Genomic DNA, 24,425 nt, shown 5'->3' with positions numbered 1-24,425 from the left:
GGAACCAGGAGGTACCGGCCATGACCGGGCAGACCCACCGGCCCCACCTGACCTTCGGCGGCGACCAGAAGGGCGGCGCGTCCACCCCGTACGCGCAGTACGTGCACCTGACCGAGCTGCACGCGCTCCAGCAGCCGCGCTCCGCGGAGCCCGCGGAGTACACGTTCATCGTCGCCACCCAGGTGATGGAGCTGCTCTTCGACCTGCTGCACCGCGAGTGGACCGCCGCCCGCGCCGCGCTGCGCGAGGACGACCTGACCGCCGCCCGCGACGCGCTGCGCCGCGGACTGCACGCGCAGGACGTGCTGGTCTCCTCCTGGGACCTGCTGGCCGCCATGACGCCGGCCGAGTTCAACGCGTTCCGGCCGGTGCTCGGCGAGGCGTCCGGCTTCCAGTCCTCGGCGTTCCTGCGGCTGGAGTTCCTGCTCGGCAACAAGAGCGAGCGCCTGCTGACCATGTACCAGGACTCCCCCGCCGAGTACGACGAGCTGTTCACCGAGCTGCGCACCCCCAGCCTGTACGACGAGGCGCTGGCCGTGCTGGCCCGCCGCGGCCTGGAGATACCCGCGGCCCCCGCCGCAGCCCGCCGCGACCACGACGACGCCGTCGAGGCCGCCTGGCGGGCCGTGTACACCGACCCGGCGCTCGCCGACCTGGCCCGGCTCGGCGAGGCGCTGCTCGACACCGCCGAGCGGGTCACCCGTTGGCGCCAGCGCCACTACTCCGCCGTCAAGCGCACCATGGGCGGCAAGCCCGGCACCGGCGGCTCCTCCGGCCTGAGCTGGCTGAAGCACTCCGCCGACCAGGACGTCTTCCCCGAACTGTGGTCCGTCAGGAACGAACTGTGACAACTCACACCGCGGCTCCCACCCGCGAGGACTGCGTCGCCCGCGACGCCGCCGACCCGCTGCACCCGCTGCGCGAGCACTTCGAACTGCCCGAGGGCGTGCTGTACCTCGACGGGAACTCGCTCGGCGCGCTGCCCCGCCGCACGCCCGGCCACCTGGCGAAGGTGGTCGCCGAGGAGTGGGGCGACGGGCTGATCCGGTCCTGGAACGACGCCGGGTGGTTCCACCAGCCCGGGCGGCTCGGCGACCGGCTCGGCGCGCACCTGCTGGGCGCGGCGGCCGGGCAGGTGGTGGTCTGCGACTCGACCTCCGTCAACCTGTTCAAGGTGCTCGGCGCGGCGCTGCGGCTGCGCCCCGGGCGCGGCGCGCTGGTCGCCGAGCGGCACGCGTTCCCCACCGACCTGTACATCGCGGACGGCCTGACCGGTCTGCACCCGGGCACCCGGCCGGTGCTGGTGGACTCGGCGGCGCAGCTGGACGCGGTGCTCGACGCGGACACCGCGGTGGTGCTGCTCTCGCACGTCGACTACCGCACCGGCGAGCTGCTGGACATGGCGGCCGTCACCGAGCGGATCCACCGGGCCGGGGCGCTCGCCGTCTGGGACCTGTGCCACACCGCCGGGGCGCTGCCGATCGGACTGGACGCGGCGGACGTGGACTTCGCGGTCGGCTGCGGCTACAAGTACCTGAACGGCGGGCCGGGCGCGCCCGCGTTCCTGTACGCGGCCGAGCGCCACCACGCGGCGGCCCGGCAGCCGCTGACCGGCTGGTTCGGCCACGCCCGGCAGTTCGACTTCGAGCCGGGCTACCGGCCCGCCGAGGGCATCACCCGGTTCCTCACCGGGACGCCTCCGGTGCTCGGCCTGGCCGCGCTGGAGTCCTCGCTCGACGTGTGGGAGCTGGCCGATCCGGCGGCGGTGCGCGCCAAGAGCCTGGAACTCTCCGACCTGTTCCTGGAGCTGACGGCCGATCTGGACGTCGAGCCGGTGACGCCGCGTCAGCACGAGCGCCGTGGCAGCCAGGTGGCGCTGCGGCACCCGGAGGGCCACCGGATCGTCCAGGCGCTGATCGCCCGCGGCGTGATCGGCGACTTCCGGGCGCCCGACCTGATGCGGTTCGGCTTCACCCCGCTGTACCTGTCCCGGGCGGACGTGCACGACGCGGCGACGGCGCTGCGCGAGGTGCTGGCCTCCGGGGAGTGGCGGCAGGACCGGTTCGCCCGGCGCGGCGACGTCACCTGACGGCGCGTCGACCGCAGGCCGAACGGCCGGGGCCCGTGGGGGCTCCGGCCGTTCGGCGGTTCGGCCGCGGGGCGTCAGTGACGGCGGCCGCGGTTGCGGCGGGCCAGCGTCACGGCCGCCGCGCCGAGGCCGAGCAGCACCGCGGCGCCGCCGGCCAGCGGGGCGACCAGGCTGCTACCGGTGTTCGCCAGCCCGCCACCGGGCCGGTGGCTCTGCCCGGGCTCCGGGCGCTCGCCGTGGGTGGGCTCGACGCTCTCCGACGGCTCGGGGCCCCCGCTCTCGGACGGCGACGGCGAAGGGCTCTCCGACTCGCTCGCCGAGGGCGACGGCGACGGCGAGGTGCTCTCGCTCTGCGACGGCGAGGGCGACGGGCTCTGCCCGCAGGTCGGCAGGTCGCCGTTGAACGGGTAGGCGTGGATCTCCGTCCCGGAGGTGCCGGTCTGCACCAGGTTGCCGGCCACGTAGACGCGGCCGTTGGTGCCCGGGTTGGACAGCGTGACGGTGCCCGCCGCGTTGCCCGCCATGATCGAGCCCTGGAACTGGGCGCCGCCGGAGATCGTCGCGTCGGCGGCGGTGGGGAAGTTCCACATCAGCAGCGGCTGCATGTCGGTGAGCTGGTCGCCGGGGAAGCCGGAGCCGGTGTTGGTGCGGATCAGCACCGGGTCCGGGCCGACCATGTTGACGATCACCGTCGCGCCGGCCGGGATGCCGGCGAACACCAGGTCGGCGGCGGCCGTGTCGCTGCCGATGTTCCGGTCGACGTTGAAGATCTGCCGCATGCTGTGGCCGTCGCCGGTGAAGGTGTACAGGTTGCCTTCGACGCTCAGCGTGCCGGTGGCGGTCTGCTCGGCCATGCACGTCGAGTCGTCCTTGATGACCGTGGTGAGGCCGAGGAACGGGTCGATCGCCGCCGGGTCCTGGCGCGCCGCGCCGGGGCCGGAGAATTCCAGGATGCCGCTCTCGGTGGTGCCGAAGGCCAGGTTGCCCCAGCGGGCCGGGTCGCCGCCGCCGATCTGCACCCGGTTGCCGGTGACGACGTCGACGGCGCCGCCGACCGTCACGTGGTCGGTGCCGGGCGGCGGCGCGACCTGGGAGCCGACGCCGACCACGCCCATGTTGAACAGGCCGCCGCCGTCCTTGGCGACGGTGAGGTCCTTGACCGTGACGACCTTCCCCTCGACCTCGGCGGCCCGGCCCTCCACCGTGTAGTTGCCGCCGACGAAGACGTTGATCGTGTTGTCGGTGCCCGCCGGCGGGCCGTTGTGCACCGGCACCGGGAACGGGTTCGGACAGTCGCCGACGCACGGACCGAGCGGCGGGGCCAGTTGGTCCGCCTGCCCGATCGAGGCCAGTGTGACGAGCGGGGCGGCGGCGAGGGCCGCCACCGCCGCATACCGGACCAGCCGGCTCTTGGGACGAGCGCCGTGTCGCACGGACACCCCTTTCGTTGACGGTGGGTCAGCAGGCAGCGAACCCCGGCCAGCAAAGTGGTGTTGGCGGGAAAAACCCGACCGTCTGACAACTGACACGCAGAAAGATCACTCGAACGGACTAAGTTGCTGGTGCACCGATGACGGCGCCCGCCTGGACAAGGAGACCCGTGTCGAACCATCCGCTCGCCCTGCTCGCCACCACCGCCGAGGTCCTCGCCCGGCCGGACGCCGACGAACGGCTGCTCGCCGACTACGAGCGCGAACGCGCCGACCGCTTCCGCCGCCCCGCCGACCGCGACGACTACGTCGCCGCCCACCTGCTGGTCCGGTACTGCGCGGCCGCGCACCTCGGCATCGACCCCGCCGACATCGCCTTCGGCCAGCAGTGCCCCGGCTGCGGCCGCACCGGACACGGCCGGCCCCTGCTCACCGACCGCCCCGGCACCCACCTCAGCCTGTCCCACACCGGCGGGATCATCGCCGCCGCGGCCGGCCCCGTCCCGATCGGCGTGGACGTCGAACACCTCGGCCCGCGCACCACCGACCCGGCCTCGCTCAGCCACGTGCTCAGCCCCGCCGAGGCCGCGCTCATCCGCGACCACCCCGACCCGACCCGGGCGTTCCTCCGCCAGTGGGTCCGCAAGGAAGCCCTGATCAAGCTCGGGCGGGCCACCCTCGACAGCCTGCCCGAAATCGACCTGTCCGCACTCCCCCTCGACCCGCCCGCCCAGCACCGGCACGGCGACCTGCACTACCTCGAACTCACCACCGAACAGGTGGTGTTCACGGCGGCGGCCACCCTGCCGACGACGCTCGGCGAGCTCTGAACCACCGCTGATCCTCCGGCTCGGGCGCGGCGCCCGGCTTCTCGGCGTCCACCGGCAGCGCCCAGGAGTCGGGGCGGCAGCCGTCCGGCTCGGTGGAGCCGTGGCGCCGGGCCGGCGGCCCGGCCCGTTGTCGGCGGGGCGGAGCAGACTGGAGGCATGTGCCGAAGCATCAAGACGCTCCGCCCGCCAATGACGCCCGACGCCACCCCCGAGGACGTGCACGCGGCGGCACTCCAGTACGTCCGGAAGATCTCCGGGTTCCGGGCGCCCGCCGCGCACAACCGGGAGGTGTTCGACGCGGCGGTGGCCGCCGTCGCGGCCGCCACCGCCGAACTGCTGGCCGGGCTGGAGGTGCGCGGCGTCACGCCCCGTTCGTCGACCCCGGCCGGATGACCATCAGCACCAGCACGACCACCCACAGCAGGTTGAACAGCCCCGCGGTCATCGGCAGCATCTTCAGCATGCCGGTGGCCCGGGTGGTCTCCGCCTCCTGGTTCTCGGTCGCGTCCAGCGCGTCCACGGTGGCCTGCTGACCGGGCAGCACGAACAGCAGCAGCACACCCGCCGCGATCGCCGTCAGCACGATCGACGCGATCAGCCAGCCGTTCCCCAGCACGTGCATCGCCTGCGCCGTACCGACGCCCAGCAGCGGCACCGCGATCCCGATCAGCGCGTAGATGTTGCTGATCCGGTGCAGCAACCGCACCGACGCCTGCGCCGTCACCTGCTCGGGCCCCGCCACCAGGGCGGCCTTCGCCTTCCGCGGGAACATGCTCACCGCCACCGCGACCGGACCGACGGCCAGCACGGCGACCACCAGATGCAGACTCAGCAGGAACTTGGCCATCGCCGCCGCAACCCTTCGAAAAACCACCGGAAAGAAATCGTCCGCCACGCTAGCAGCGCTTATCCGGGGCCCTGCCGGGCCCCGGCGGGGGCTTACGCGCCGGTCGGGAGGGACGGGATCCGGGAGAGGACCGCCTGCGTGTCGAGGCCGGTGGGGAGGGTGCCGTAGGCGAGGCCGGAGCGGCCGGCGAGGCGGGTGGTGGTGAAGGCCTCGGCGACGGCGGGGTGGCCGTGGCGGAGGAGGGCGGCGGCCTGGAGGGTGAGGGCGAGGCGTTCGACCAGGTGGCGGGTGCGGTATTCGAGGTGGTCGGGGTCGGCGAGGTCCTTGCGGAGGTCGGCGACGGCGGTGTCGAAGTGGCGGTCGAGTCCGCTCGCGGCGTCGAGTTCGGCGAACACGGCGGCCACCGACTCGGGCTGCCGGGCCATCGCGCGCAGCGCGTCGAGGGCGGCGACGTTGCCGGAGCCCTCCCAGATCGACACCAGGGGCGCCTCGCGGTAGAGCCGGGGCATCCCGGACTCCTCGACGTAGCCGTTGCCGCCCAGGCATTCGAGGGCCTCGGCGGCGTGCCCGGGGCCGCGCTTGCACACCCAGTACTTGGCGACGGCCAGGCCCAGGCGGCGGAACCGGGCCTCCTGCTCGTCGCCGGCCAGCGCCCGGTCGGTGGCCTCGGCGAGCCGCATGGCGATCGCGGTGGCGGCCTCCGACTCGACCACCAGGTCGGCCAGCACGTTGCGCATCAGCGGCTGCTCGACCAGCGCCTTGCCGAACGCCCGCCGGTGGGTGGCGTGGTGCAGGGCGCGCAGCGCGCCGTACCGCATCGCGGAGGCGGCGCCGATGGTGCAGTCCAGCCGGGTCATGTTGACCATCTCGATGATGGTCCGCACGCCGCGGCCCTCCTCGCCGACCAGCCAGCCGACGGCGTCCTCGTACTCGATCTCCGAGGAGGCGTTGGACTTGTTGCCGAGCTTGTCCTTGAGCCGCTGCAGGCGCAGCGCGTTGCGGCTGCCGTCGGGCAGCACCCGGGGCAGCACGAAGCAGGACAGTCCGCCGGGGGCCTGGGCCAGCGTCAGGAACAGGTCGGACATCGGGGCGGAGGTGAACCACTTGTGGCCGACCAGCCGGTACGTGCCGTCGCCGGCGGGGACGGCGCGGGTGGTGTTGGTGCGGACGTCGGAGCCGCCCTGCTTCTCGGTCATCGACATGCCGGCGATCAGCCCGCGCTTGCCGTGCGGCTCGCGCAGCCCGAAGTCGTACTCCCGGGCGGCCAGCAACGGCTCGTAGGCGGCGGCGAGTTCGGGGCTGGTGCGGAGGGCGGGCACCGAGGCGTACGTCATCGAGATCGGACAGGTGTGCCCGGCCTCGACCTGCCCCCAGACGTAGAACTTGGCGGCGCGGGCGGTGTGCGCGCCGGGCCGCTCGTCCTGCCAGGGCGCGGCGTGCAGGCCGTGTTCGACGGCGGTGCGCATCAACTCGTGCCAGTACGGGTGGAATTCGACCTCGTCGATGCGGTGGCCGTAGCGGTCGTGGGTGTGCAGCACCGGCGGGTTGTCGTTGGCGAGCCGGGCCCAGTCGGCGGCCTGCTCGGTGCCGGCCAGGCGGCCCAGGGCGTGCAGTTCGTCCGCGGCCCAGCCGGCGCCGGCCCGGCCCAGGGCGGCCAGCAGGGTGGGATCCTCGGCGACGTCGTGGCCGTACGGGTCGGGGACCTGGTTGGTGACCTCGTGCGTGCTTGCCATCAGTGCCCTCCCAGGGCGCGCAGGGTGAAGGTGACGAGCTCGGGCAGGACGGTCTCCGGCGGCTGCCCGCCGGTGAGCGGCCCCACCAGCGCCTCGCCGACCGCGCCGACGATCGCGGCGGCGGTCAGTTCGGCGCGCTGGACGGGGAGTTGCCCCTTCGCCACGGCCCGGTCGATCCGGCCGGCGATCAAGTCCCGGAACGCCCGCCGGAACACCAGGCGTTCGGCCTCGACCACCCGGTCCGCCGGTTCGGCGAGCAGCGCGTACGCCAGCCGGGGCGACTTCAGCGCACGGGCGGCGAACGTGGAGACCACTGCCGCGACCCCGTCCAGCGGGTCGGCGGCCCGTTCGGCGGCCTCCGTGACGGCGGCGATCTCCCGGCCGCAGACGGTGCGGAACAGGGTGACGGCGAGATCGGCCTTGCCGTCGAAGTGCTGGTACATGCTGCCGGTGGCGATACCGGCCCGGTCGGCGACGGCCGCCATCGAGCAGCCGGCGTAGCCGCGTTCGGCGAGCAGGGCGACGGCGGCCCGCAGGACGGCCTCGCGCTGACCGTCGAGCCGGGCCTGGACGGCGGCGGTGCGTCGATAGGCCATACCAAGGATTGAAGCACCGATTCAGCTCTTCAGAAAGGCCTGCGACAGGTTTTGAACGCGTTCACTTTTTGCTGGGCTCACCCCGGAGACACCGAGGGAGGGCTTCTATGAAGATCGTGCTGCCCGGAGGCACCAGGCACGTCGGCAGACTGCTGGAACGCGAGTGGACCGCCGCCGGCCACGAAGTGCTGATCCTGACCAGAGGGCCGGACCGCGGCCGGGAGATCCACTGGGACGGCCGCACCCTCGGCCCCTGGGCCGAGGCCGTCGACGGCAGCGACCTGGTGGTCAACCTCGCCGGACGGAGCGTCGACTGCCGCTACACCCCGGCCAACCTCCGGACCATGATGGACTCCCGCGTGGACTCCACCCGGATCGTCGGCGAGGCCATCGCGGGAGCCGCCCGACCGCCCAGGACCTGGCTCCAGATGAGCACCGCCACCATCTACGCCCACCGCTTCGACGCACCCAACGACGAAGCCACCGGCCTGCTCGGCGGCGCCGAACCGGGCGTCCCCGCGTACTGGGCCTACAGCGTCGAGATCGCCAAGGCCTGGGAACGCACCCAGGAGGAGGCGGACACCCCGCGGACCCGCAAGGTCGCGCTGCGCACCGCGATGGTGATGAGCCCCGAACGCGGCGGAGCCTTCGACCTCGTCCTGCGCCTGGCGCGCCTGGGCCTCGGCGGCCCGATCGCGGGCGGCGCCCAGTACATGTCCTGGATCCACGGCCGCGACCTGGTCCGCTCACTCGACTTCCTGACCGCCCGGGAGGACCTCTCCGGCCCGGTGAACCTCGCCGCCCCCAACCCCGTTCCCCACCGCGACTTCATGCACGCGATCCGAACCGCCCGGGGCATCCCGGTGGGCCTCCCGGCGACCCGCTGGATGGCCGAACTCGGCGCGTTCGCCCTCCGGTCGGACACCGAACTGCTGCTCAAGAGCCGCCGGGTCACCCCCGGCCGACTGCTGGACGCCGGCTTCCGCTTCGACCACACCCACTGGCCCGAAACGGCCGCCGCCCTGGTCCAGGCAGTCAGGGGCCGCGATCAGGGACCCGGGGAACGGCGGGGCCAAGGCCGCCGGCGCTGAGCCCTCCACCGTTTCGGGCCCCTTCCGTCAGCCCGCCCCGACAGCTCGCAGCGCGAACGGCAGAAAGCGGTCCGCAGTGGCCTGCGCCGTCGCCGCGTCCACCTGGTCCGGGCGCGGCATCAGCAGGAAGCGACTCATCAGCGGCCCGACCACCACCGCCCCGAGCAGGTCCGCGTCCGGGACGGGGTCGATCTCGCCGCGTTCGGCGGCCCGCCGGACGGCCTCGCCGACCCGGCGGTGGACGGGTTCGAGGAAGGCCGCGGTGAGGGCGTCGGCCAAGGCGGTGTTCTGCGCGGCCTCGCCGACCAGGGCCTGCATCAGGCGGCCGGCCTCGCCGGTGAGCGCGGCGGCCTTGTCGCGCAGCAGGACCCGGAGGTCGCCCGCCAGGGTGCCGGTGTCGGGCTGGGTGCGGACGTCCTCGACGTGGGTGGCGGCGGCGGCGATCACCAGCTCGTCCTTGGAGGACCAGCGGCGGTAGAGGGTGGCGGTGGAGACGCCCGCGCGGGCGGCGACCGCGGCGGTGGTCAGCGCCCGGTAGCCGCTCTCGGTGAGGACGGCCAGGGTGGCGTCCAGGATGGCCCGGTCGCGTGCGGCGTCGCGGGGGCGGCCCCTTCGCGGCGCGGTCTCGGCCGCCGGCCGCCGGAGCGTGCGCGGGTCGTCCGGGGAGGCGGGGGGTGCGGTGCGGGTCATGGCATCAGCCTACGACGGGCGCAAAACGAAACGAAATCACTTCGTTTCGTTTATGCTCGACGGCATGAACGCTTCCACCGGCGTTTCCACGCCCACCGCGCCCCACCCCGCCGCCGACAGCTCCGGCGCCGACGCCGCCACCACCGTCGCCCGCCTGAACGCCGCCTTCGCCACCGGCCGGACCAGGCCGCTCGCCTGGCGCAAGGCCCAACTGCGCGCGCTGCGCCGCCTGCTGGTCGAGCAGGAGGAGGTGTTCGCGGCCGCGCTGAAGGCCGATCTCGGCAAGAGCCCGACCGAGGCGTACCTCACCGAGATCGGCTTCACCGTCAACGAGATCGACCACACCCTGCGCCACCTGGCCCGCTGGCTGCGCCCGCGCCGGGTCCCGGTGCCGCTGGCGCTGGCGCCCGCCCGGGCCCGTACGGTGCGCGAGCCGCTGGGCACGGTGCTGGTGATCAGCCCGTGGAACTATCCGCTGCAGTTGGCGCTGGCCCCGCTGGTCGGTGCGATCGCCGCGGGCAACTGCGCGGTGGTCAAGCCCAGCGAGCTCGCCCCGGCCACCTCCGCGGCGCTCGCCCACTGGCTGCCTCGGGTCCTCGACCCGCAGACCGTGGCCGTGGTCGAGGGCGGCGTGCCGGAGACCACCGCCCTGCTGGAGCAGCGTTTCGACCACGTCTTCTACACCGGCAACGGCACGGTCGGCCGGATCGTGATGACCGCCGCCGCCCGTCATCTCACGCCCGTGACGCTGGAGTTGGGCGGCAAGAGCCCGGCGGTCGTCGACCCCGGAGCCGACCTGGCGGCGGCGGCCCGCCGGATCGTCTGGGGCAAGTTCATGAACGCCGGCCAGACCTGCGTCGCCCCCGACTACGTCCTCGCGATCGGCGACACCGGCCCGGCGCTGGAGGCCGAACTGGCCGCCGCGATCCGGGAGATGTACGGCGAGGACCCGGCCGGCAGCCCGGACTACGGGCGGATCGTCAACGAGCGCCACTTCGACCGGCTGACGGCGCTGCTGGCTGACGGGCGGACCGTCGCCGGCGGCGAGCACGACCGCGCCACCCGCTACCTCGCGCCGACGGTGCTGGCCGACGTCGACCCGGAGTCGCCGGTGATGCGGGACGAGATCTTCGGCCCCGTGCTGCCGATCGTCCGGGTCCCCGACCTGGACGCGGCGATCGCGTTCATCACCGCCCGGGACAAGCCGCTGGCGCTGTACGCCTTCACGTCCTCCGCGCAGACCCGGCGCCGGCTGACCGCCGAGACCTCCTCGGGGGCGCTGGCCTTCGGCATCCCGAACGCCCACCTCTCCGTCCCGGGGCTGCCGTTCGGCGGGGTCGGCGAGAGCGGCCAGGGCGGCTACCACGGCCGCCTCTCGGTGGAGACGTTCAGCCACACCAAGGCGGTGCTGTCCAAGCCGCTGGCGCTGGACACCCTGCGGCTCGCCTACCCGCCGTTCACGTCCGGCAAGTCCCGGCTGCTGCGCCGCTTCATGTGACGCCGATCGCGCGCAGCCACCCGCGGAGGGGTACGCGGGTGGCTGCGCGCGGCGGGCTCGGCTACGGGCGGGGCAGCACGCAGCCTGCCCGAGTCAGGTCGAACACGTTGCCCGGGGCGAAGCAGTTCGGGATGGTGTAGGTCTCCTGGGCGTAGCCGATGTTGGGGTGGATGGTCACCGCCCCGTTCTGGTCGACCTCGCACGGGTTGTTCAACGTACAGGTCTGGCCGTCCTCGTTCATGGTGTTGTTCACGGCGACGACCTGGCCGCTGTTGACGTCGACCACCGGGGAGCCGGAGGTGCCGCCGATGATGTTGCAGCCGGAGGTGTAGCGGACCGAGTCCTTGAAGGTCCAGCCGCCCTCCTTGAGCTGGTAGGCGAAGCCGTCCACGTTGCAGGAGTAGATGGTCTTCCAGTAACCGGATGGCACCTTGATCGCGCTGCCGGCCACCGGGTGGGTGGTGGACATGGTCAGCGGGGAGATCCCGTAGGTCTTCTTGATGCTCGCGTAGGTGGTGCTCAGCCGGTAGATGGTGACGTCCGTGTCGGTCATCGTCGAGTAGACGATCCGGTTGGCGCGCACCGTGCCGAGGCTGCTGCCGCTGCCGCTGAGCAGGGTGAAGCTGCGGGTGGACGCCTTGTCGGTGATCACCTGCCCCGCGGCCGGCATGCCGGTCTCCAGACAGTGGCCGTTGGTGAGGATCAGGCCGGGGTCGGTGTCCACGGAGCCGGGCATCCGGATCAGCGAGCCGGAGCAGTTGCTGAGCGCGACCGTCCCGGCCAGGTTCACGGTGACGGCGGACGCCGGGGTGGCGGTGACCAGGGCGGTCCCGGCGAGCAGGACGGTGCCGAGCGCGCCGATGAGCGGCTTCTTCATGAGGGTTGCCTCTCGGGGTGTGGGGTCCCACTGGAGTTCCCCTAAATTGGCGCGCCCATGACACGATGTCAAGAGTCATCGCATGCCCGAAATTCCCTCAACAGTTCGTCAACTCGCCTTCCGGTGACGGCTCCCCAGGTTGATCAGGCGCAACCGGGTGCGCACCGTGTCGACGATCGCGACCCGCTCCACGAGGCCCCCTCGACCAGCGCCGGCGCCGCAGCTCACCCGCACCCGCCTCGACCTGCCCCTCGGCCTCGCCGCCGCCGCGACCGCCGACCACGGCGCCCTCTTCCGCCTGGGCTGACCCCCCTCCCTCCGCTGTCCGTTTTTCACCACGACCTGTCGGCCCGGCACCTCGCCGACCCGCAGACACCCGCCGTACGGTCGAACAGCAGACGGAAAACGGCAAGAGGAGACAACCCCCATGAGCACCATCACCCTGTACGGCGCCACCGGCACCATCGGCTCCCGCGTACTGGCCGAGGCGCTGCGCCGCGGCCACACCGTCACCGCCGTGGTGCGCGACCCCGCGAAGCTGACGGTCACCCACCCGGCGCTCACCGTCGCGGTCGGCGACGTGCTGGACCCGGCGTCGGTGGCCGAGCACGCCAAGGGCTCCGCCGTGGTGGTCAGCGCGGTCGGCGGCGGCGACGGACCGGGCCACCAGGCCCTGATCGCCCCGTCCTTCGAGTCCCTGGTGGCGGGCCTGCGCACGCTCGGCACCGACACCCCGCGACTCGTCACGGTCGGCGGCGCGGGCTCCCTGCGCACCCCCGACGGCAAGCAGGTGTGGGACACCGAGGGCCTGCCGGAGTTCCTGCTGCAGATCATGCACGCCCACGGCGACGCCCTGGACTTCCTCCGCACCGTCACCGACCTGCGCTGGACCAACCTCTCCCCCGCCGGCACCATCGCCCCCGGCGAGCGCACCGGCGCCTACCGCGAGGCCCTCGAAGACCTGCTGATCGGCGCCGACGGCGAGAGCCGCATCTCCACCGAGGACTACGCGGTGGCCCTCGTCGACGAGATCGAGCAGCCCAAGCACATCGGCGAGCGCTTCACCGTCGCCTACTGACGGCGGCCGGCCCGGAACACACCGGGGCGCGGCGAACTGCGCGAAGCGGAGGGCACCGACCGCAGGATCGCGACGCAGGCAACGACGTGCCATTGATCGCGACCTGACGGACGGGCCGGCGCTTGTCGCGCAGTTCACCGCGCCCCGGTCGGCGCAGCCCCTGCTTCGGCTCAGTCGGGGATGACCAGGGCCGGGGTCTCACGCGTGAGCACCTCGCCGCGGAAGAACGCCGGGCTGCGGCGGGTCATCACGGCCATCACGACCAGGCCGAGCGCCAGCAGGCCCGCGCCGACCACGAAGACGGAGCCGACGCCGAACACCGAGCTGCCGCTGCCGTAGGACGGGTCGATCATGTCGACCAGCGACTTGCTGAAGATCGCGGCCAGGGTGAGCCCGCCGATCAGCGGGAAGATCACCTTGAGCACCGCGTCGCGGACCGAGTTGCGGAAGTCGCCGCGGAAGTACCAGGCACAGGCGAAGGCGGTCAGCGAGTAGTAGAAGCAGATCATCAGCGTCAGCGCGGCGATGGTGTCGGCCAGCACGTGCGAGCTGACCATGGTCATCACGGTGTAGAACGCGCCGGTGCCGACACCGGCGGTGACGATCGCCCGGCCCGGGGTCTTGTAGCGCTCGTTGACCTCGGTGAAGGAGGACGGCAGCGCCTCGTACACGCTCATCGCCAGCACGGTGCGGCTGACCGGGATGAAGGTGGTCTGCAGGCTGGCGGAGGCGGAGGCCAGCACGGCGACGAACAGCAGCACGCCGAGGGCCGGGCCCATCACCGGGCCGGCCAGCACGGCGAGCACGTTGGAGGAGGTCTCGGGGTTGCCCAGGCCGGTGCCGGTGGTGCCGACGCCCGCGTACATCTGCACCGCGACGGCGGTGAACAGGTAGGAGCCGACCAGGACCACCATGGCGAGCATCGCGGCGCGGCCGGGGGTCTTCTCGCTGCCGCCGGTCTCCTCGTTGGCGCTCAGCGAGGCGTCCCAGCCCCAGTACATGAACAGCGAGAGCGACAGACCAGCCACGAACGCAGTGAAGGAGCTGGCCGCGAACGGATTGAACCAGCTCCAGGAGAAGTGCAGCGACCCGGCGGCGCCGTGGCCGGAGGCCTTGACGATCGCCATCACGCCGAACAGGCCGAGGACGACGAGTTGAAGGCCCACCAGGGCGTATTGGACGCCCTTGGTGGCGGTCATGCCGCGGTAACTGATCATGGTCGCGATCGCGATCAGCGCCAGGCAGGTGACCACGTGCACCAGCTTGTTGTCGTTGAGCGCGGTGACCGAGTCGCTGCGGGTGATCTCACCGAGCAGCAGGTACAGGTACTCGGTGGCGACGCCCGCGAGGTTGGACAGCACGATGATCGTGGCGATCACCAGGCCCCAGCCGCACATCCAGCCGATCTTCGGGCCGAACGCCTTCACCGTCCAGGTGAAGGAGGTGCCGCTGTCGGGGATCGCCTTGTTCAGCTCCCGGTAGGCGAAGGCCACCAGCAGCATCGGCAGGAAGCCGGCCAGGAAGAGCGCCGGCATCTGCAGGCCGACGGCGGCCACGGTGGTGCCCAGCGTCGTCGTCAGGCAGTACACCGGGGCGACCGTGGAGACGCCGATCACGGCGTTGCCGAGCAGACCTATCGAGTTGCTGTTGAGGCCCTTGGAGCGGACGCCGCCGGGGGCGTCCGAGCCGGTGGCGACGTCGGCGCCGGCTCCCGGGCGATTGTCGAGCTGAACCATGCGGGAACCGTAACCCCCACTGTTTCCGCAGCAGACCACGGCAGAAGCCGACCGTTCGCCTGCGTTTCATCTGCTGGTAGGCTTGGCTTCCGTTGATTGCATGATCCTTTAGGCGGGATCGCCTTTATTTCAGCTCTGTTAACGGCCTTTCACCCCGGGACGAAAACCGCACATCACCCCGTTCCGGCCCTTTCGGGCATCGATATGAGAAACACCACATACCTGCCCGGAACGGAACCGGCGGCCCGGACGACACGTCAGCAACCGTTCGAACACCTCTGGTTTCTCCCGCCCGCGGGCCCCTATGGTTCCCCCGTCACTCCAGGGAGGGGACCGGTATGACCGGCGCGCTGACGTCCGACACCGAAATCCGCACCGTCCGGGCCGGACGACCCGGCCCCGGGCCGGTCCGCTGCTCCGTCGGCGACCTGCTGCTCGCCGACCTTCCGGTCTCCGTGGTCCTCTTCTACGACCGGCCGCTCGACGCCGACGCCCTCGCCACCGGCCTCGCCCGCGCCCTGGCCCGGCTGCCCGAATTCGCCGGCCGCCTGCGCACCGCCGCGGACGGCGACCTCTTCATCGACACCGACGACTCCGGCGTCCCGTTCACCGTCGCCGACGCGCCCCACACCCTCACCGAGGCGTTCGACCGGATGGCACTGCCCGCGAGCGGCCTGGTCGACCACGTCCGGGCCACCGACGCCCGGCGCGAACCCCTGCCGCTGCTCACCGTCCGACTGAACCGCCTCACCGACGGCACCTGCGCCCTCGGCATCTCCTGGCACCACGCCGTCGGCGACATGCACACCTTCGCCCTGCTGCTGCGCACCTGGTCCGCCTGCACCGAGGGCACCGAACCGCCTGCCCTCGCCCCCACCGCCGACCGCGAACGCCAGCTCGACGCCCACCTGCCCGCCGAGGACAGCGGCGTCCCCTCCCTCCGGCTGCCCGAACCCGCCGAGGCGGCCGAACTGCGACGTACCGTCGCCGCCGCCGGCCTCGCCAACCGCACCGCGCAGATCTGGTTCGCCCCCGCCGAGACCCAGCGCCTGCGCGCCGCCCTGGCCGCCGAGGCCGGCCGCCCGCTCTCCGTCAACGACGCGCTCTGCGCCCACCTGATGCACGTCCTGCGCGAACTCGACGGCCACCGGGACCAGGAACAGACCCTCACCATGCCGGTCAACCTGCGCCGCCCGCTCGGCCTGCCCGACGGCGCCCTCGGCAACCTGCTCGGCGAGATCCGCCTGCCCTGGCGGCCCGGCACCACCCCCGCCCGGTACGCCGCCGAGCTGCGCACCGCCGTCGAGGAGTTCACCGGGAAGCACCTCTCCACCCGGAGCAACCTGAACTTCCTGCGGCGCGTCGGCCGGGACCGGATCGCCGACTGCGTCCCCGCCGGCTTCGACCCCGCGCGGCGCACCCTCACCCTCTCCAGCTGGTGCCGCCTCGGGCTGCACGACCTCCCGCTGACCGGCCTGCGTCCGATCGCCTTCAGCCCCGCCGCCACCCTCCAATTGCCGTGGAGCTCCTGGCTGGTCGAAGGCCCCGGCGGCGAGGGACTGCTCTACACGGTGGTCCTCCCCACCCGCCTCGCCGCGAAGCTGCGCGGCGCGCACGACCTGCTGCACGCCTACCGCGAGCCGTCCGACCCGCTTCCCGCCGTCGGTCCGCGCAAGCTGCTCTGAGCTCCGCGTCGGACCCGGCTCCTCGCCCGGGCCACGGCGTCCGTGTACAGCTCGGTGGTCAGGTCCGCGTCCGCGACGCCGAGCCGGCGCAGCGCGAGCCGGACGGCCGCCAGTGCGGACGGCAGCTCCGCCTCGTCGTCGGCCGGGGTCTCCACCTCCAGGAACACCCCGGCCAGCTCCGGCACCTCCACCACCGTCGCCAGCAGCGGACGGCCGTCCAGGAGCAGCTCCCAGTTCCGGCAGCGCTTCTCGAACGCGACCGTCTCGACCAGGCCGCTGCCGCGCAGGATCGCCCGCAGCGCCACCGGATCGGCCACCGCCGTCTCGGTCTCCGGCTTCGAACCCGACACCTCGTCGACGGCCGCCCCCTTGTACGTGAGCACCGTCCGCGCCCCGGCCTCCCCCGTCACCGTCCGCACCCGCAGCTCGGCCCCGCCCGCCGTCAACTCCCCACCCGGACGGTCGAAGTACACGTCCCGGTACACCTCCGCCCGCCCGGCCGCCCCCGCCCACGCGGACAATCCCGCCACCAGCCGTTCCGGCTCCCCCACCCGGGCCTTCAGCTCCGCCTCGATCGCCACGCCGTCTCAGCCCTCCGCTCCCCGCTCGCCCAACACCCGCTCCACCGCTCGCAGGGCCGCGTCCCACGGGTACGGGCGGGCGTCGCCGATGCCCGGCTCGTCCGGCACAAAGCCCTCCTCGCCGAGCAGGACATGCACGCCCGCCTCGCGCAGGGTCGCCACGCTGCGGGCGAACTGGGGATGCGCGGCGAGCGCCGTGTTGACGCAGGGCATCACCAGCACCGGGATGCCCTTGCCGAGCGCCTCCGCCGCGTAGCCGACCACCCAGGAGGTGGTGAGGCCCAGCGCCAGGCTGTTGACGGAGTTGAACGTCGCCGGCGCGAACAGCACCACGTCCGGCACCGGCAGCACATCCGGCTGGCCCGGCCACCGGTACGCCGACTTCACCGGGTACCCGGTCTCCTCCTCCAGCCGCGGCAGCTGCGCCTCCAACCACCCCCGCGCCACCGGCGTCAGCCCGACCGCCACCTCCCACCCCCGCCCCCGGGCCTCCCGCACAGCATCGGGCAGCCCGAACACCGCCCCCGCTCCCGCCCCGAACAGGTACACCACCGGCCGCCCGGCCCCGCTGCTGCGTTCCATCCCGCCATGCAACCGGGCCGGTGGCGGCCGCCGCAATCCCTCCCCGCGAGCCGTCAGTGCCCGTGCGGCTCGGGCTTGTGCGGCTCGGGCTTGTGCGGGTGCCGCCCGGGCGCCGTCGTGGTCCCGCCCGGAGCCGTGTCCGCGCCGGTGAGCAGGTTGTGGCTGCCCAGAGCGGTGAGGGTCGCCCCGTCGAACCGGTAGGTGGCGGCGTTGCCGGACGGGTCGACCGCCCGCAGGTCCACGATGCCGTCGTGGTCGACGTCCGCGGCCTGGACCACCGGCTTCGCCGCGGCGTCCCAGCCCTGGGCGGCGACCAGGACCGGCGCGGCAGGGGTGCCGAGAGTCAGGCTCAGCAGCGCGGCCGGGCTGTAGCGGCCGGGCTGTAGTAGTACAGCTGACCGCCCGCCTCGGAGCGGGCGAACAGGGCGGGCATGTCGTCGACCAGCGCCGTCGTGATGCTCCAGCCGTTCCAGTTGCCGGCGCCGGTGGGATTGGTGTCGGCGAGAACCACCTCGGCCGGGAAGAACCCGCCGGACTGGGCCGAGGTGGGCTGAAGCCACAGCGCGCCGTCGAGAACGCTCAGCAGCGCCGGGAAGGGGTTCGGCTCGCCCTGCGCCGCCGTGGTGTAGAGCTGGCCGGCGTTGGCTATGGAGGTGGCATTCGCGTGAGTGGTGCGCGAGGTGAAGGTGCCGGAGACGACGCCCTTGCCGACCAACTCGTTGAGCGGAGACCCGTCGCCGGTGCCGTAGAGCAGCTTGCCCAGTCCGTAGGCCGGGTCGTAGAGCAGGACGTCGTTGGGGCCCGACCCGGAGCGGAAGTGGCCGACCACCACCTGCAGACCGTTGTAGCCCTCGGGGCTCGGGTTGGACCCGCCCATGCCCGTTACTCCGGCTGCCCCGATGTTGCTCGGAGTGCCGGCGAGCCCGCCGCCCGCCGTCCCCGCCGCGAGCCAGAGACCGGGGGCGAGCGAACCCTGGCTGCCCACCACAACGAGGTCGGCCTCGCCGTCCCCGTTGAAGTCGTTCTCGACCGCGGTCACGGTCTCGGCCTGGGCCGGCACCACGAGGGTCCCCAGAGTGGCGGCGGCCACGGTGGCGACCACCGTCGCGGCGCGGGCGTGCAGGGACAACGCCCTTGACGGGCAGCCGGTGTGACGCCGTGTCGACCAGCCGGGCCCGCCTGGCTACGCTCCCCGCATGACCATCCAGGCCGTGGTGTTCGACATCGGCGAGACCCTCACCAGCGACACCCGCTACTGGACGGACTGGGCCCACTGGTTCGACGTCCCCCCGCACACCATGTCCGCGCTCGTCGGCCACGTTCTCGCACAAGGGCTCGACAACGCCGAGGCCCTCCGCATCCTGCGGCCGGACTGCGACATCGACGCGGAGTGGCAGGCCCGACAGGCCGCCGGCCAGGGCGAGCGCCTGGAGGAGAGCGACCTCTACCCCGACGTTCGCCCGGCACTCCGACGACTACGGGACGCCGGCCTGTGGGTGGGCATCACCGGAAACCAGAGCGCCGCCGTCACCGGCCTGCTGCGCGCACTCGACCTCCCCGCCGACGCAATCGCCACCAGCGGCGAGTGGGGCGTCTCGAAACCCGCACCGGCCTTCTTCGAGCGAGTAGCCGAATGGGCGCACGGCGAGCGCCCCCGAACCGTCTACGTCGGCGACCACCCGGCCAACGACATCACCCCCGCCAAAGCAGCCGGCCTCCGCACCGCCCACCTCCGCCGCGGCCCGATCGGCCTGACCACCCGAGCACCCGACGCGGACTGGACGGTCGACTCCCTCTCCGACCTCGCCGACCTGATCATCCGTCAACTCGACTGAGTCAAAGGCCCGTCGCATCCAGGCTCGGCGAACGACCGCGATCCGTCACGGTGGTCCGTTCAATGGCGGCCGTGACCACGCGGAACTCGTGCGCGAGCATGGCCGGCGCGGTCCAGTGCTGCCAGGACGTCCAGCGGCGGACCCGGTGCTCGTCCAGGCCGGGCAGAATCACGCTGCGGCCCACGGCCGTCGGGGCCGGCCTCCCCGACAGCAGCGGCCGCTTCGGCGTCCGGTGCCACGAAGAACGTGACGACGATGCTCACCGGGGCACAGCGCCTGTTCACCAGGCCCGGGTCCACCTGCCGGCGGCCGGGTAGAAGCCGACCTGCCGACCAGGGATGCGGTCCGCCCACAGGTCGGGATCAAGATCTAGTGGTGGTACTGGGTTCACCATGAAATCGGGTACAGGTTTCATGGCACCGTCCTCCCTCGGTGCCCTAGCTTCGTGCCATGACGATTCCAGCTGGACTGAGGCGCACAGTCCTCCGGGCGCAGCGGGACGCCGGCTTTCTTGCTGCTGGTGTGCTGCCGCACCTGGCGCTGGTGCCCGTGTGGTCCTGGGCGGCGACGACTACCGCCAGGACGGGGAACTGGCTCCTCACGGCCTCCGTGTCGGCCGCCCTGGTTCTGCTCGGCGCCCCGGTGCTGACGGCCGTTCAGCGGGCTCGCTACCGGGTGCTCATGGGCGTGGACATTCCCCGGCCCTCCCTCACCGCGCCGGAACGATGGACGTGGGCCTCGACCGCCCGGTGGCTCGCGGCGACGCGGCCTTGGCGCAAGATCGGCTACCACCTCGTGCTGGGCCCGCTGCTCGCGCTGCTGGAGCTGCTGGTGCTCGCGGTGGCAGCGGCGTGCCTGGCGGGCGCCGTCGCCTACGCCTGGGCATGGGCGCTGCCGGCCGGAATCCGCCAGGACTGGTTCGGCTACCTGATCCAGCTGCCGGCCTGCACAGCGGCCGGACTCCTCCTCCTGTGCGCCCTGCCCTGGGCGGCGCGGGCAGTGGCCCGGGCCGAGGCGCGGCTGGCGTTGGGCCTGCTCGGGCCCAGCCGGGCGCAGCGGCTCCAGGCGCGGGTCGATCAGCTGGCCGTGAGCCGGACCGACTTGATCGAGGCCGTCGACGCGGAGCGCCGCCGGATCGAGCGCGACCTGCACGACGGCACCCAGCAGCGGTTGGTGTCTCTCGCGGTCAACCTGGGTCTGGCCATCGCCACCCGCCCGGACCTGCCGAGCGATGCCCGCGAGGTGATCACGAGAGCGCACCTGGACGCGAAGGAGGCGATCGCCGAACTCAATGACCTGGTGCGGGGGCTGCACCCGGCCGTGCTCGAAGACCGGGGGCTGGACGCGGCGCTGTCCGGGCTGGCTGCCCGCACGCCCCTGCCGGTGCGGCTGCGGGTCGATCTGGAGGAGCGGATGGCGCCCACCGTGGAGTCGGTCGCGTACTTCGTGATCTCCGAGGCGCTGACCAATGCGACGAAGCACGCCGGCGCGATGCAGGCAGAGGTGATCGTCCGTCAGGTCGGCGAGGTGCTGCGAGTGCGCGTCACCGACGACGGGCTGGGCGGTGCCGACGCCGCCGGCACGGGGCTCACCGGGCTGGCCAGGCGGGTCGGCTCCCTCGACGGGGCCTTCCACGTCAGCAGCCCCGTCGGCGGGCCCACCACCATCACCGCGGAGCTGCCGTGCGCGCGGTGATCGCCGAGGATTCGGTGCTGTTGCGGGTCGGCCTGATCAAGGTGCTGGAGATGGGCGGGTTCCAGGTCGCCGCGGAAGCCGGCGACGCGGAGGGGCTGTTGGCGGCAGTGGCGGAGCACCGGCCCGAACTTGCCTTGATCGACGTCCGGATGCCGCCCGGCTTCATCGACGAGGGGGTGCGGGCGGCGATGGAGATCCGTCGGCGCTGGCCGGGGACGCCGGTGGTGCTGCTCTCGCAGTACGTGGAGGAGCGGTACGCGGCCGACCTGCTGTCTGCGAACACCAGCGGTGTGGGCTACCTGCTCAAGCAGCGGGTCGCCGATGTCGCCGACTTCGTGGCGGCGGTCCGGCGAGTGGCGGACGGGGGCACGGCCCTGGACCCGCAGGTCGTCGCCCAGTTGCTGCTGCGGCGCGACAGCGACCCGCTCGCGCGGCTGACCCCCCGCGAACGGGAGGTGCTCGGCCTGATGGCCGAGGGGCGCTCCAATGCCGGCATCGCGCAGGCGCTGGTGGTCGGCGAGAGCGCCGTGGCGAAGCACATCAACAACATCTTCGCCAAGCTCGACCTGCCCGTGGTCGACGCGGACCACCGCCGCGTCCTGGCCGTGCTGCGGTTCCTCGGAGTGTCCCGGGCCTGACCCTCCCGTCCGTGATCACGATCCACAGCTGGAGTACTGGGCAGCGCCGATGTGAAGAATCTCGGCCTGCTCGGCTTCGGGAAGGACGGAGCAGACGCCGACGGCGAGGTGATGACGGGCCTGCCGAGCGACCGCGGTGGCGGAGAGGTGACCGTACGCGTCCGGGAAGGTGCGCCGCAACGCCGGAGGCCCTTCCGCCGGATTCGGGGGAAGGGCCTCTGACCTGCATCTTCAGTGTGGGCGCAGACGGTTTCGAACCGCCGACATCCGCCTTGTAAGGGCGGCGCTCTACCGCTGAGCTATGCGCCCGCGTCGAGGTGGACCGGTGGGGCCGGTCGCACGACGAGTGGACAGACTACCTGGTCCCGGGAGTGGTTCGCCGCCCTGTGGGGACGGGGGTGTCGTCGGGGGGTGCCGGGTGGGGTGGGTGATCGGCAAGAATGGCGGTCGGAGTGGTGGGACGGGACGGAGCAGGGAGCACGTGGTGAGGGTGGCCGGCGGCGGTGGCGGGGGTCGGGGCGGCTGGTGGGGCGGCGGCCGGCGGGACGGCGCGCGCGCGGACGCCAGGGCGGCCCGGGAGGCGGCGCAGGAGTCGTTCTACGAGCTGGATTCGGCGCAGCGGGACGCGTTGCTCGCGGTGGAGACGGTGAAGTCGGCGGGCGAGCCGGCCACCTCCCGCCGGGTGGAGCAGGAGTACGCGGACCTGGTGGCCCGGATCGACCAGGTGACGGTGGCCTACTTGGGGGCGCTGGACGCGGTCGACCTGGAGGCGGCCGAGCTGGACCCGTCGGCGGCGTTCCGGGCCAAGCAGCAGTTGGAGCAGGCCAAGCGCGAGTTGGACGCGAAGCGGACCGAGCTCGGCACCTTCGTCGGCCGGTTGCAGCCGCTGGTGGAGCATGCCGAGGCGCAGCTGATCCGGGTGACGCCGGCGGTGGAGCGGGCCAAGCAGGCGCTGCTGGCGGCGACCGTCGCGTTGGAGCAGGCGCGGGGCGCGGGGTTGAAGGCGGACGACCTGGCCGCGCGGCTGGCCGAACTCGCGCCGGAGCTGAGCAGGTTGAACCAGGGCGTCTCGCAGCACGGCGTGCCGGCCACGCTCCAGCGTGCGGAGGATGTGGCGCGGCGGGCCGAGGCGGTGCGGGCGGAGGCGGCGCAGCTGCCGGAGCGGGCCGGTGAGATCGACCGCCGGGTGGGCACGTTGCGGACCCGGATCGACGCGTTGGAGAACCGGGCCGGCACGGTGGAGCCCGCGTTGAGCGAGCTGCGGCGGCGGTTCTCGACGGCGTGCTGGCAGGACCTGCAGAATGTGTCGGCGCAGACCGCCGACGCGGTGCGCAGTGCCAGGTCCCGGCTGACGGAGGCGGTGCGGGCCCGGGGCGACCAGCGGTGGGCGGACGCCACGTCGGCGATCGGCACCGTGCGGGCGCTGCTGGAGACGGCCGAGGGGTCGGTGACGGCCGTCAATGAGCGGCTGCGGCAGCTGAACGAGGTGCAGCACGATCCGCAGCGCGAGATCGAGCGGGCCCGGTTCGCGCTGCGCGACGCCCAGCGGCTGGCGATGGCCGGCCGACAGGCGCCGGACCCCCGGCACGCGGGGCCGCTGGACGCGGCGGTGGGCCGCCTGGACCGTGCGGTCGCTTCGCTGGAGCAGGCCGGCCGGCACCCCGACTACTGGCAGTTCCTGACCGAGCTGGCGGCGGTCCGGGAGACGGCGGCCGAGGTCGTCACAATGATCCGCGGTCACTGAGCGCAGGCGCGGCCGAGGGGGCGCCTGCGCGCAGCCGGGCCTGGGTACGCTGCTGACCATGCCTCGCTACGACTTCCGCTGCCGCTCCTGCGGAGCCACGTTCGAACTCAGCCGCCCGATGGCCCAGGCCAACGACCCGGCCGTCTGCCCAGAGGGTCACCCCGACACCGTGAAGCTGCTGTCGACCGTCGCCGTCACCGGCGCGGGCGGCGCGGCCGCCCCCGCCCCGAGCGGCGGGGGCGGCGGCTGCTGCGGGGGCGGCTGCTGCGGCTGACCGGGCATCGGCCGGTCGCCGGTCAGCCGGTGACCGGCACCACCGCCCCGGCGCGGACCCGGGCCAGCATCTGCCGGAGGATCTCCTCGCCGGCCGCGACGCCGATCTCGGTGAGCGCGGTGACGCCGTCGGCCTCCCACCCGGTCTCGGCGAGTTCGCCGTGGCCGGGCCGCCAGCCGTGGTCGGCGGTGAGCAGCAACTCCGCGTCGAGCAGTGAATCGCCGGCTGCGAGGACGGTCTCCGCTCCGGTGCGGCGACGGACTTCGGCGAGCGCGGCGCTCTTGGAGAGCGGCGCGGGCACCGCGTAGACCTTGCGGCCCTGGAGGGAGACCGTCCAGCCGCGGTCGGCGCACCAGGCGGTGAGGTCGTCGATCCAGCCGGCGGGGAGTTCGGCGCGTTCGACCACCAGGTAGGCGAACAGGTCGTCGGCGACCCGCCGCTTGTGCGTCCACTCGGGGTCGGCGGTCAGGGCGAGGTGTTCGACCACCTCGGGGAGCGGGGCGCTGGCCGCGTCCAGCCGGGCGCGGATCTCGCGCTGCCAGTCGGCGTCGGGCACGCCGTCGACGAGCAGGTGGCCGCCGTTGGAGCAGACCGCGTACGGGGGGATCCAGCCGGGGGTGGGGCCGGGCAGGTTGATCCGCTCGTACTGGGTGCGGGTGCGGGTGGTGATCGGGACGACCGGGGTCTGCACGGCGAGTTCGGCGAGCAGTTCGGCGGCCGTCTCGGTCATGAAGGAGAGCGCCTTGCCGTCGTGCACCTCCACCGAGAGCAGTCGCGGGGCGAGCCGGTCGGGCACGTCCAGGGCGAGCGCGCGGTTGGAGTAGACAAGGGTGCGGTCGAGGTCGCTGGCGACCAGGAACTGCGGCACGGGCGGGATCTCCTTCGTTCGGGGGCAG

The 24,425-nt window shown here is 73.1% G+C and carries 27 protein-coding genes and 1 tRNA gene; 14 read left to right on the top strand and 14 right to left on the bottom strand.

Annotation, left to right across the window (positions count from 1 at the left end):
• The first annotated feature begins 20 nt into the window (after positions 1–20).
• Entirely contained in the window at positions 21–848 is an 828-nt protein-coding gene (locus ACI1MP_RS26120; protein ID WP_363475113.1) for a tryptophan 2,3-dioxygenase family protein, read from the top strand.
• A complete protein-coding gene (gene kynU, locus ACI1MP_RS26115; protein WP_404869595.1) occupies positions 845–2,089 on the top strand; it encodes a kynureninase in 1,245 nt (414 codons plus the stop codon). Before ACI1MP_RS26120 ends, kynU begins: the two co-directional genes overlap by 4 nt.
• Positions 2,090–2,163: 74 nt before the next feature.
• On the opposite strand, the gene ACI1MP_RS26110 is transcribed toward kynU, so the two are convergent.
• The gene (locus ACI1MP_RS26110; RefSeq protein WP_404869594.1) at positions 2,164–3,522 is read right to left on the bottom strand and encodes a choice-of-anchor A family protein; all 1,359 of its coding nucleotides are present in this window, start codon (positions 3,520–3,522) and stop codon (positions 2,164–2,166) included.
• Between the two features lie 167 nt (positions 3,523–3,689).
• Between ACI1MP_RS26110 and ACI1MP_RS26105 the strand changes: the two genes are divergently transcribed.
• Both ACI1MP_RS26105 and ACI1MP_RS26100 read left to right on the top strand, forming a co-directional pair.
• Positions 3,690–4,349 (top strand): 4'-phosphopantetheinyl transferase family protein, encoded by a 660-nt coding sequence (locus ACI1MP_RS26105; protein ID WP_404869593.1) that lies wholly within the window; start codon positions 3,690–3,692, stop codon positions 4,347–4,349.
• Positions 4,350–4,505: 156 nt separating this feature from the next.
• Positions 4,506–4,742 (top strand): DUF2277 domain-containing protein, encoded by a 237-nt coding sequence (locus ACI1MP_RS26100; protein ID WP_043913756.1) that lies wholly within the window; start codon positions 4,506–4,508, stop codon positions 4,740–4,742.
• On the opposite strand, the gene ACI1MP_RS26095 is transcribed toward ACI1MP_RS26100, so the two are convergent.
• The 3 genes from ACI1MP_RS26095 to ACI1MP_RS26085 form a co-directional block, all read right to left on the bottom strand.
• Complete coding sequence (locus ACI1MP_RS26095) at positions 4,711–5,196, bottom strand: hypothetical protein (protein ID WP_189270367.1); 486 nt, start codon at positions 5,194–5,196, stop codon at positions 4,711–4,713. The genes ACI1MP_RS26100 and ACI1MP_RS26095 overlap by 32 nt on opposite strands.
• 92 nt (positions 5,197–5,288) lie before the next feature.
• Positions 5,289–6,929, bottom strand: a complete 1,641-nt coding sequence (locus ACI1MP_RS26090) for an isovaleryl-CoA dehydrogenase (RefSeq protein ID WP_404869592.1) — start codon at positions 6,927–6,929, stop codon at positions 5,289–5,291.
• The gene (locus ACI1MP_RS26085) at positions 6,929–7,525 is read right to left on the bottom strand and encodes a TetR/AcrR family transcriptional regulator (RefSeq protein ID WP_380344751.1); all 597 of its coding nucleotides are present in this window, start codon (positions 7,523–7,525) and stop codon (positions 6,929–6,931) included. Before ACI1MP_RS26085 ends, ACI1MP_RS26090 begins: the two co-directional genes overlap by 1 nt.
• 107 nt (positions 7,526–7,632) lie before the next feature.
• Here ACI1MP_RS26085 and ACI1MP_RS26080 point away from each other — a divergent pair, with 107 nt between their 5' ends.
• On the top strand, positions 7,633–8,616 hold the full coding sequence (locus ACI1MP_RS26080; RefSeq protein ID WP_404869591.1) for an epimerase: 984 nt from the start codon (positions 7,633–7,635) through the stop codon (positions 8,614–8,616).
• Between the two features lie 27 nt (positions 8,617–8,643).
• Here ACI1MP_RS26080 and ACI1MP_RS26075 read toward each other — a convergent pair whose 3' ends face one another.
• Positions 8,644–9,306: a TetR/AcrR family transcriptional regulator gene (locus tag ACI1MP_RS26075; protein ID WP_404869590.1), complete on the bottom strand. Its 663-nt coding sequence runs from the start codon at positions 9,304–9,306 to the stop codon at positions 8,644–8,646.
• Positions 9,307–9,370: 64 nt separating this feature from the next.
• Between ACI1MP_RS26075 and ACI1MP_RS26070 the strand changes: the two genes are divergently transcribed.
• Positions 9,371–10,804 (top strand): aldehyde dehydrogenase family protein, encoded by a 1,434-nt coding sequence (locus tag ACI1MP_RS26070; RefSeq protein WP_380335249.1) that lies wholly within the window; start codon positions 9,371–9,373, stop codon positions 10,802–10,804.
• 61 nt (positions 10,805–10,865) lie between these two features.
• Here the strand turns inward: ACI1MP_RS26070 and ACI1MP_RS26065 are convergent, their stop codons facing one another.
• Complete coding sequence (locus tag ACI1MP_RS26065; protein WP_380335252.1) at positions 10,866–11,681, bottom strand: serine protease; 816 nt, start codon at positions 11,679–11,681, stop codon at positions 10,866–10,868.
• A gap of 166 nt (positions 11,682–11,847) precedes the next feature.
• On the opposite strand from ACI1MP_RS26065, the gene ACI1MP_RS26060 reads away from it, so the two are divergent.
• Both ACI1MP_RS26060 and ACI1MP_RS26055 read left to right on the top strand, forming a co-directional pair.
• On the top strand, positions 11,848–11,988 hold the full coding sequence (locus tag ACI1MP_RS26060) for a hypothetical protein (protein WP_380335255.1): 141 nt from the start codon (positions 11,848–11,850) through the stop codon (positions 11,986–11,988).
• A 120-nt stretch (positions 11,989–12,108) separates the two neighbouring features.
• Positions 12,109–12,759, top strand: a complete 651-nt coding sequence (locus ACI1MP_RS26055; RefSeq protein WP_380335258.1) for an NAD(P)-dependent oxidoreductase — start codon at positions 12,109–12,111, stop codon at positions 12,757–12,759.
• Between the two features lie 170 nt (positions 12,760–12,929).
• On the opposite strand, the gene ACI1MP_RS26050 is transcribed toward ACI1MP_RS26055, so the two are convergent.
• Positions 12,930–14,495 (bottom strand): APC family permease, encoded by a 1,566-nt coding sequence (locus ACI1MP_RS26050; RefSeq protein ID WP_380335261.1) that lies wholly within the window; start codon positions 14,493–14,495, stop codon positions 12,930–12,932.
• A 338-nt stretch (positions 14,496–14,833) separates the two neighbouring features.
• Here ACI1MP_RS26050 and ACI1MP_RS26045 point away from each other — a divergent pair, with 338 nt between their 5' ends.
• Entirely contained in the window at positions 14,834–16,180 is a 1,347-nt protein-coding gene (locus tag ACI1MP_RS26045) for an acyltransferase (protein ID WP_404869589.1), read from the top strand.
• Here the strand turns inward: ACI1MP_RS26045 and ACI1MP_RS26040 are convergent.
• The 4 genes from ACI1MP_RS26040 to ACI1MP_RS26025 all read right to left on the bottom strand — a co-directional run bounded on the left by ACI1MP_RS26040 (position 16,126) and on the right by ACI1MP_RS26025 (position 18,472).
• Positions 16,126–16,761 carry a class IV adenylate cyclase gene (locus tag ACI1MP_RS26040; protein WP_404869588.1) on the bottom strand — a complete coding sequence of 212 codons (636 nt, stop codon included), beginning with the start codon at positions 16,759–16,761 and terminating at the stop codon, positions 16,126–16,128. The genes ACI1MP_RS26045 and ACI1MP_RS26040 overlap by 55 nt on opposite strands.
• Positions 16,762–16,767: 6 nt before the next feature.
• Entirely contained in the window at positions 16,768–17,343 is a 576-nt protein-coding gene (locus ACI1MP_RS26035) for a flavoprotein (protein ID WP_380335270.1), read from the bottom strand.
• Between the two features lie 53 nt (positions 17,344–17,396).
• The gene (locus tag ACI1MP_RS26030; protein ID WP_404869587.1) at positions 17,397–17,621 is read right to left on the bottom strand and encodes a hypothetical protein; all 225 of its coding nucleotides are present in this window, start codon (positions 17,619–17,621) and stop codon (positions 17,397–17,399) included.
• Between the two features lie 71 nt (positions 17,622–17,692).
• The gene (locus ACI1MP_RS26025) at positions 17,693–18,472 is read right to left on the bottom strand and encodes a hypothetical protein (protein ID WP_404869586.1); all 780 of its coding nucleotides are present in this window, start codon (positions 18,470–18,472) and stop codon (positions 17,693–17,695) included.
• Between the two features lie 67 nt (positions 18,473–18,539).
• Here ACI1MP_RS26025 and ACI1MP_RS26020 point away from each other — a divergent pair, with 67 nt between their 5' ends.
• On the top strand, positions 18,540–19,178 hold the full coding sequence (locus tag ACI1MP_RS26020) for an HAD family hydrolase (RefSeq protein ID WP_380335276.1): 639 nt from the start codon (positions 18,540–18,542) through the stop codon (positions 19,176–19,178).
• 1 nt (position 19,179) lies between these two features.
• On the opposite strand, the gene ACI1MP_RS26015 is transcribed toward ACI1MP_RS26020, so the two are convergent.
• Positions 19,180–19,350, bottom strand: a complete 171-nt coding sequence (locus tag ACI1MP_RS26015; protein ID WP_404869585.1) for a hypothetical protein — start codon at positions 19,348–19,350, stop codon at positions 19,180–19,182.
• A gap of 278 nt (positions 19,351–19,628) precedes the next feature.
• On the opposite strand from ACI1MP_RS26015, the gene ACI1MP_RS26010 reads away from it, so the two are divergent.
• Entirely contained in the window at positions 19,629–20,873 is a 1,245-nt protein-coding gene (locus ACI1MP_RS26010) for a sensor histidine kinase (protein ID WP_380335282.1), read from the top strand.
• Positions 20,861–21,511: a response regulator gene (locus tag ACI1MP_RS26005; RefSeq protein ID WP_404869584.1), complete on the top strand. Its 651-nt coding sequence runs from the start codon at positions 20,861–20,863 to the stop codon at positions 21,509–21,511. The genes ACI1MP_RS26010 and ACI1MP_RS26005 overlap by 13 nt, the downstream gene beginning before the upstream one ends.
• Before the next feature lie 237 nt (positions 21,512–21,748).
• Here the strand turns inward: ACI1MP_RS26005 and ACI1MP_RS26000 are convergent.
• Positions 21,749–21,820: transfer RNA gene (locus ACI1MP_RS26000), tRNA-Val, on the bottom strand.
• A 181-nt stretch (positions 21,821–22,001) separates the two neighbouring features.
• Here ACI1MP_RS26000 and ACI1MP_RS25995 point away from each other — a divergent pair.
• Together ACI1MP_RS25995 and ACI1MP_RS25990 are read left to right on the top strand one after the other, a co-directional pair.
• Positions 22,002–23,255, top strand: a complete 1,254-nt coding sequence (locus ACI1MP_RS25995; protein WP_189270521.1) for a hypothetical protein — start codon at positions 22,002–22,004, stop codon at positions 23,253–23,255.
• Between the two features lie 58 nt (positions 23,256–23,313).
• On the top strand, positions 23,314–23,529 hold the full coding sequence (locus tag ACI1MP_RS25990; protein ID WP_380335289.1) for a zinc ribbon domain-containing protein: 216 nt from the start codon (positions 23,314–23,316) through the stop codon (positions 23,527–23,529).
• Between the two features lie 22 nt (positions 23,530–23,551).
• Here the strand turns inward: ACI1MP_RS25990 and ACI1MP_RS25985 are convergent, their stop codons facing one another.
• Positions 23,552–24,397, bottom strand: a complete 846-nt coding sequence (locus ACI1MP_RS25985; protein WP_404869583.1) for an HAD family hydrolase — start codon at positions 24,395–24,397, stop codon at positions 23,552–23,554.
• Positions 24,398–24,425: the final 28 nt, after the last annotated feature.

It is taken from the genome of Kitasatospora griseola (genome assembly GCF_044999035.1).
Lineage (GTDB): Bacteria > Actinomycetota > Actinomycetes > Streptomycetales > Streptomycetaceae > Kitasatospora > Kitasatospora griseola.
Note: the sequence above shows the minus strand (reverse complement) of the source record. Positions and strands in the feature narration are given on the sequence as shown.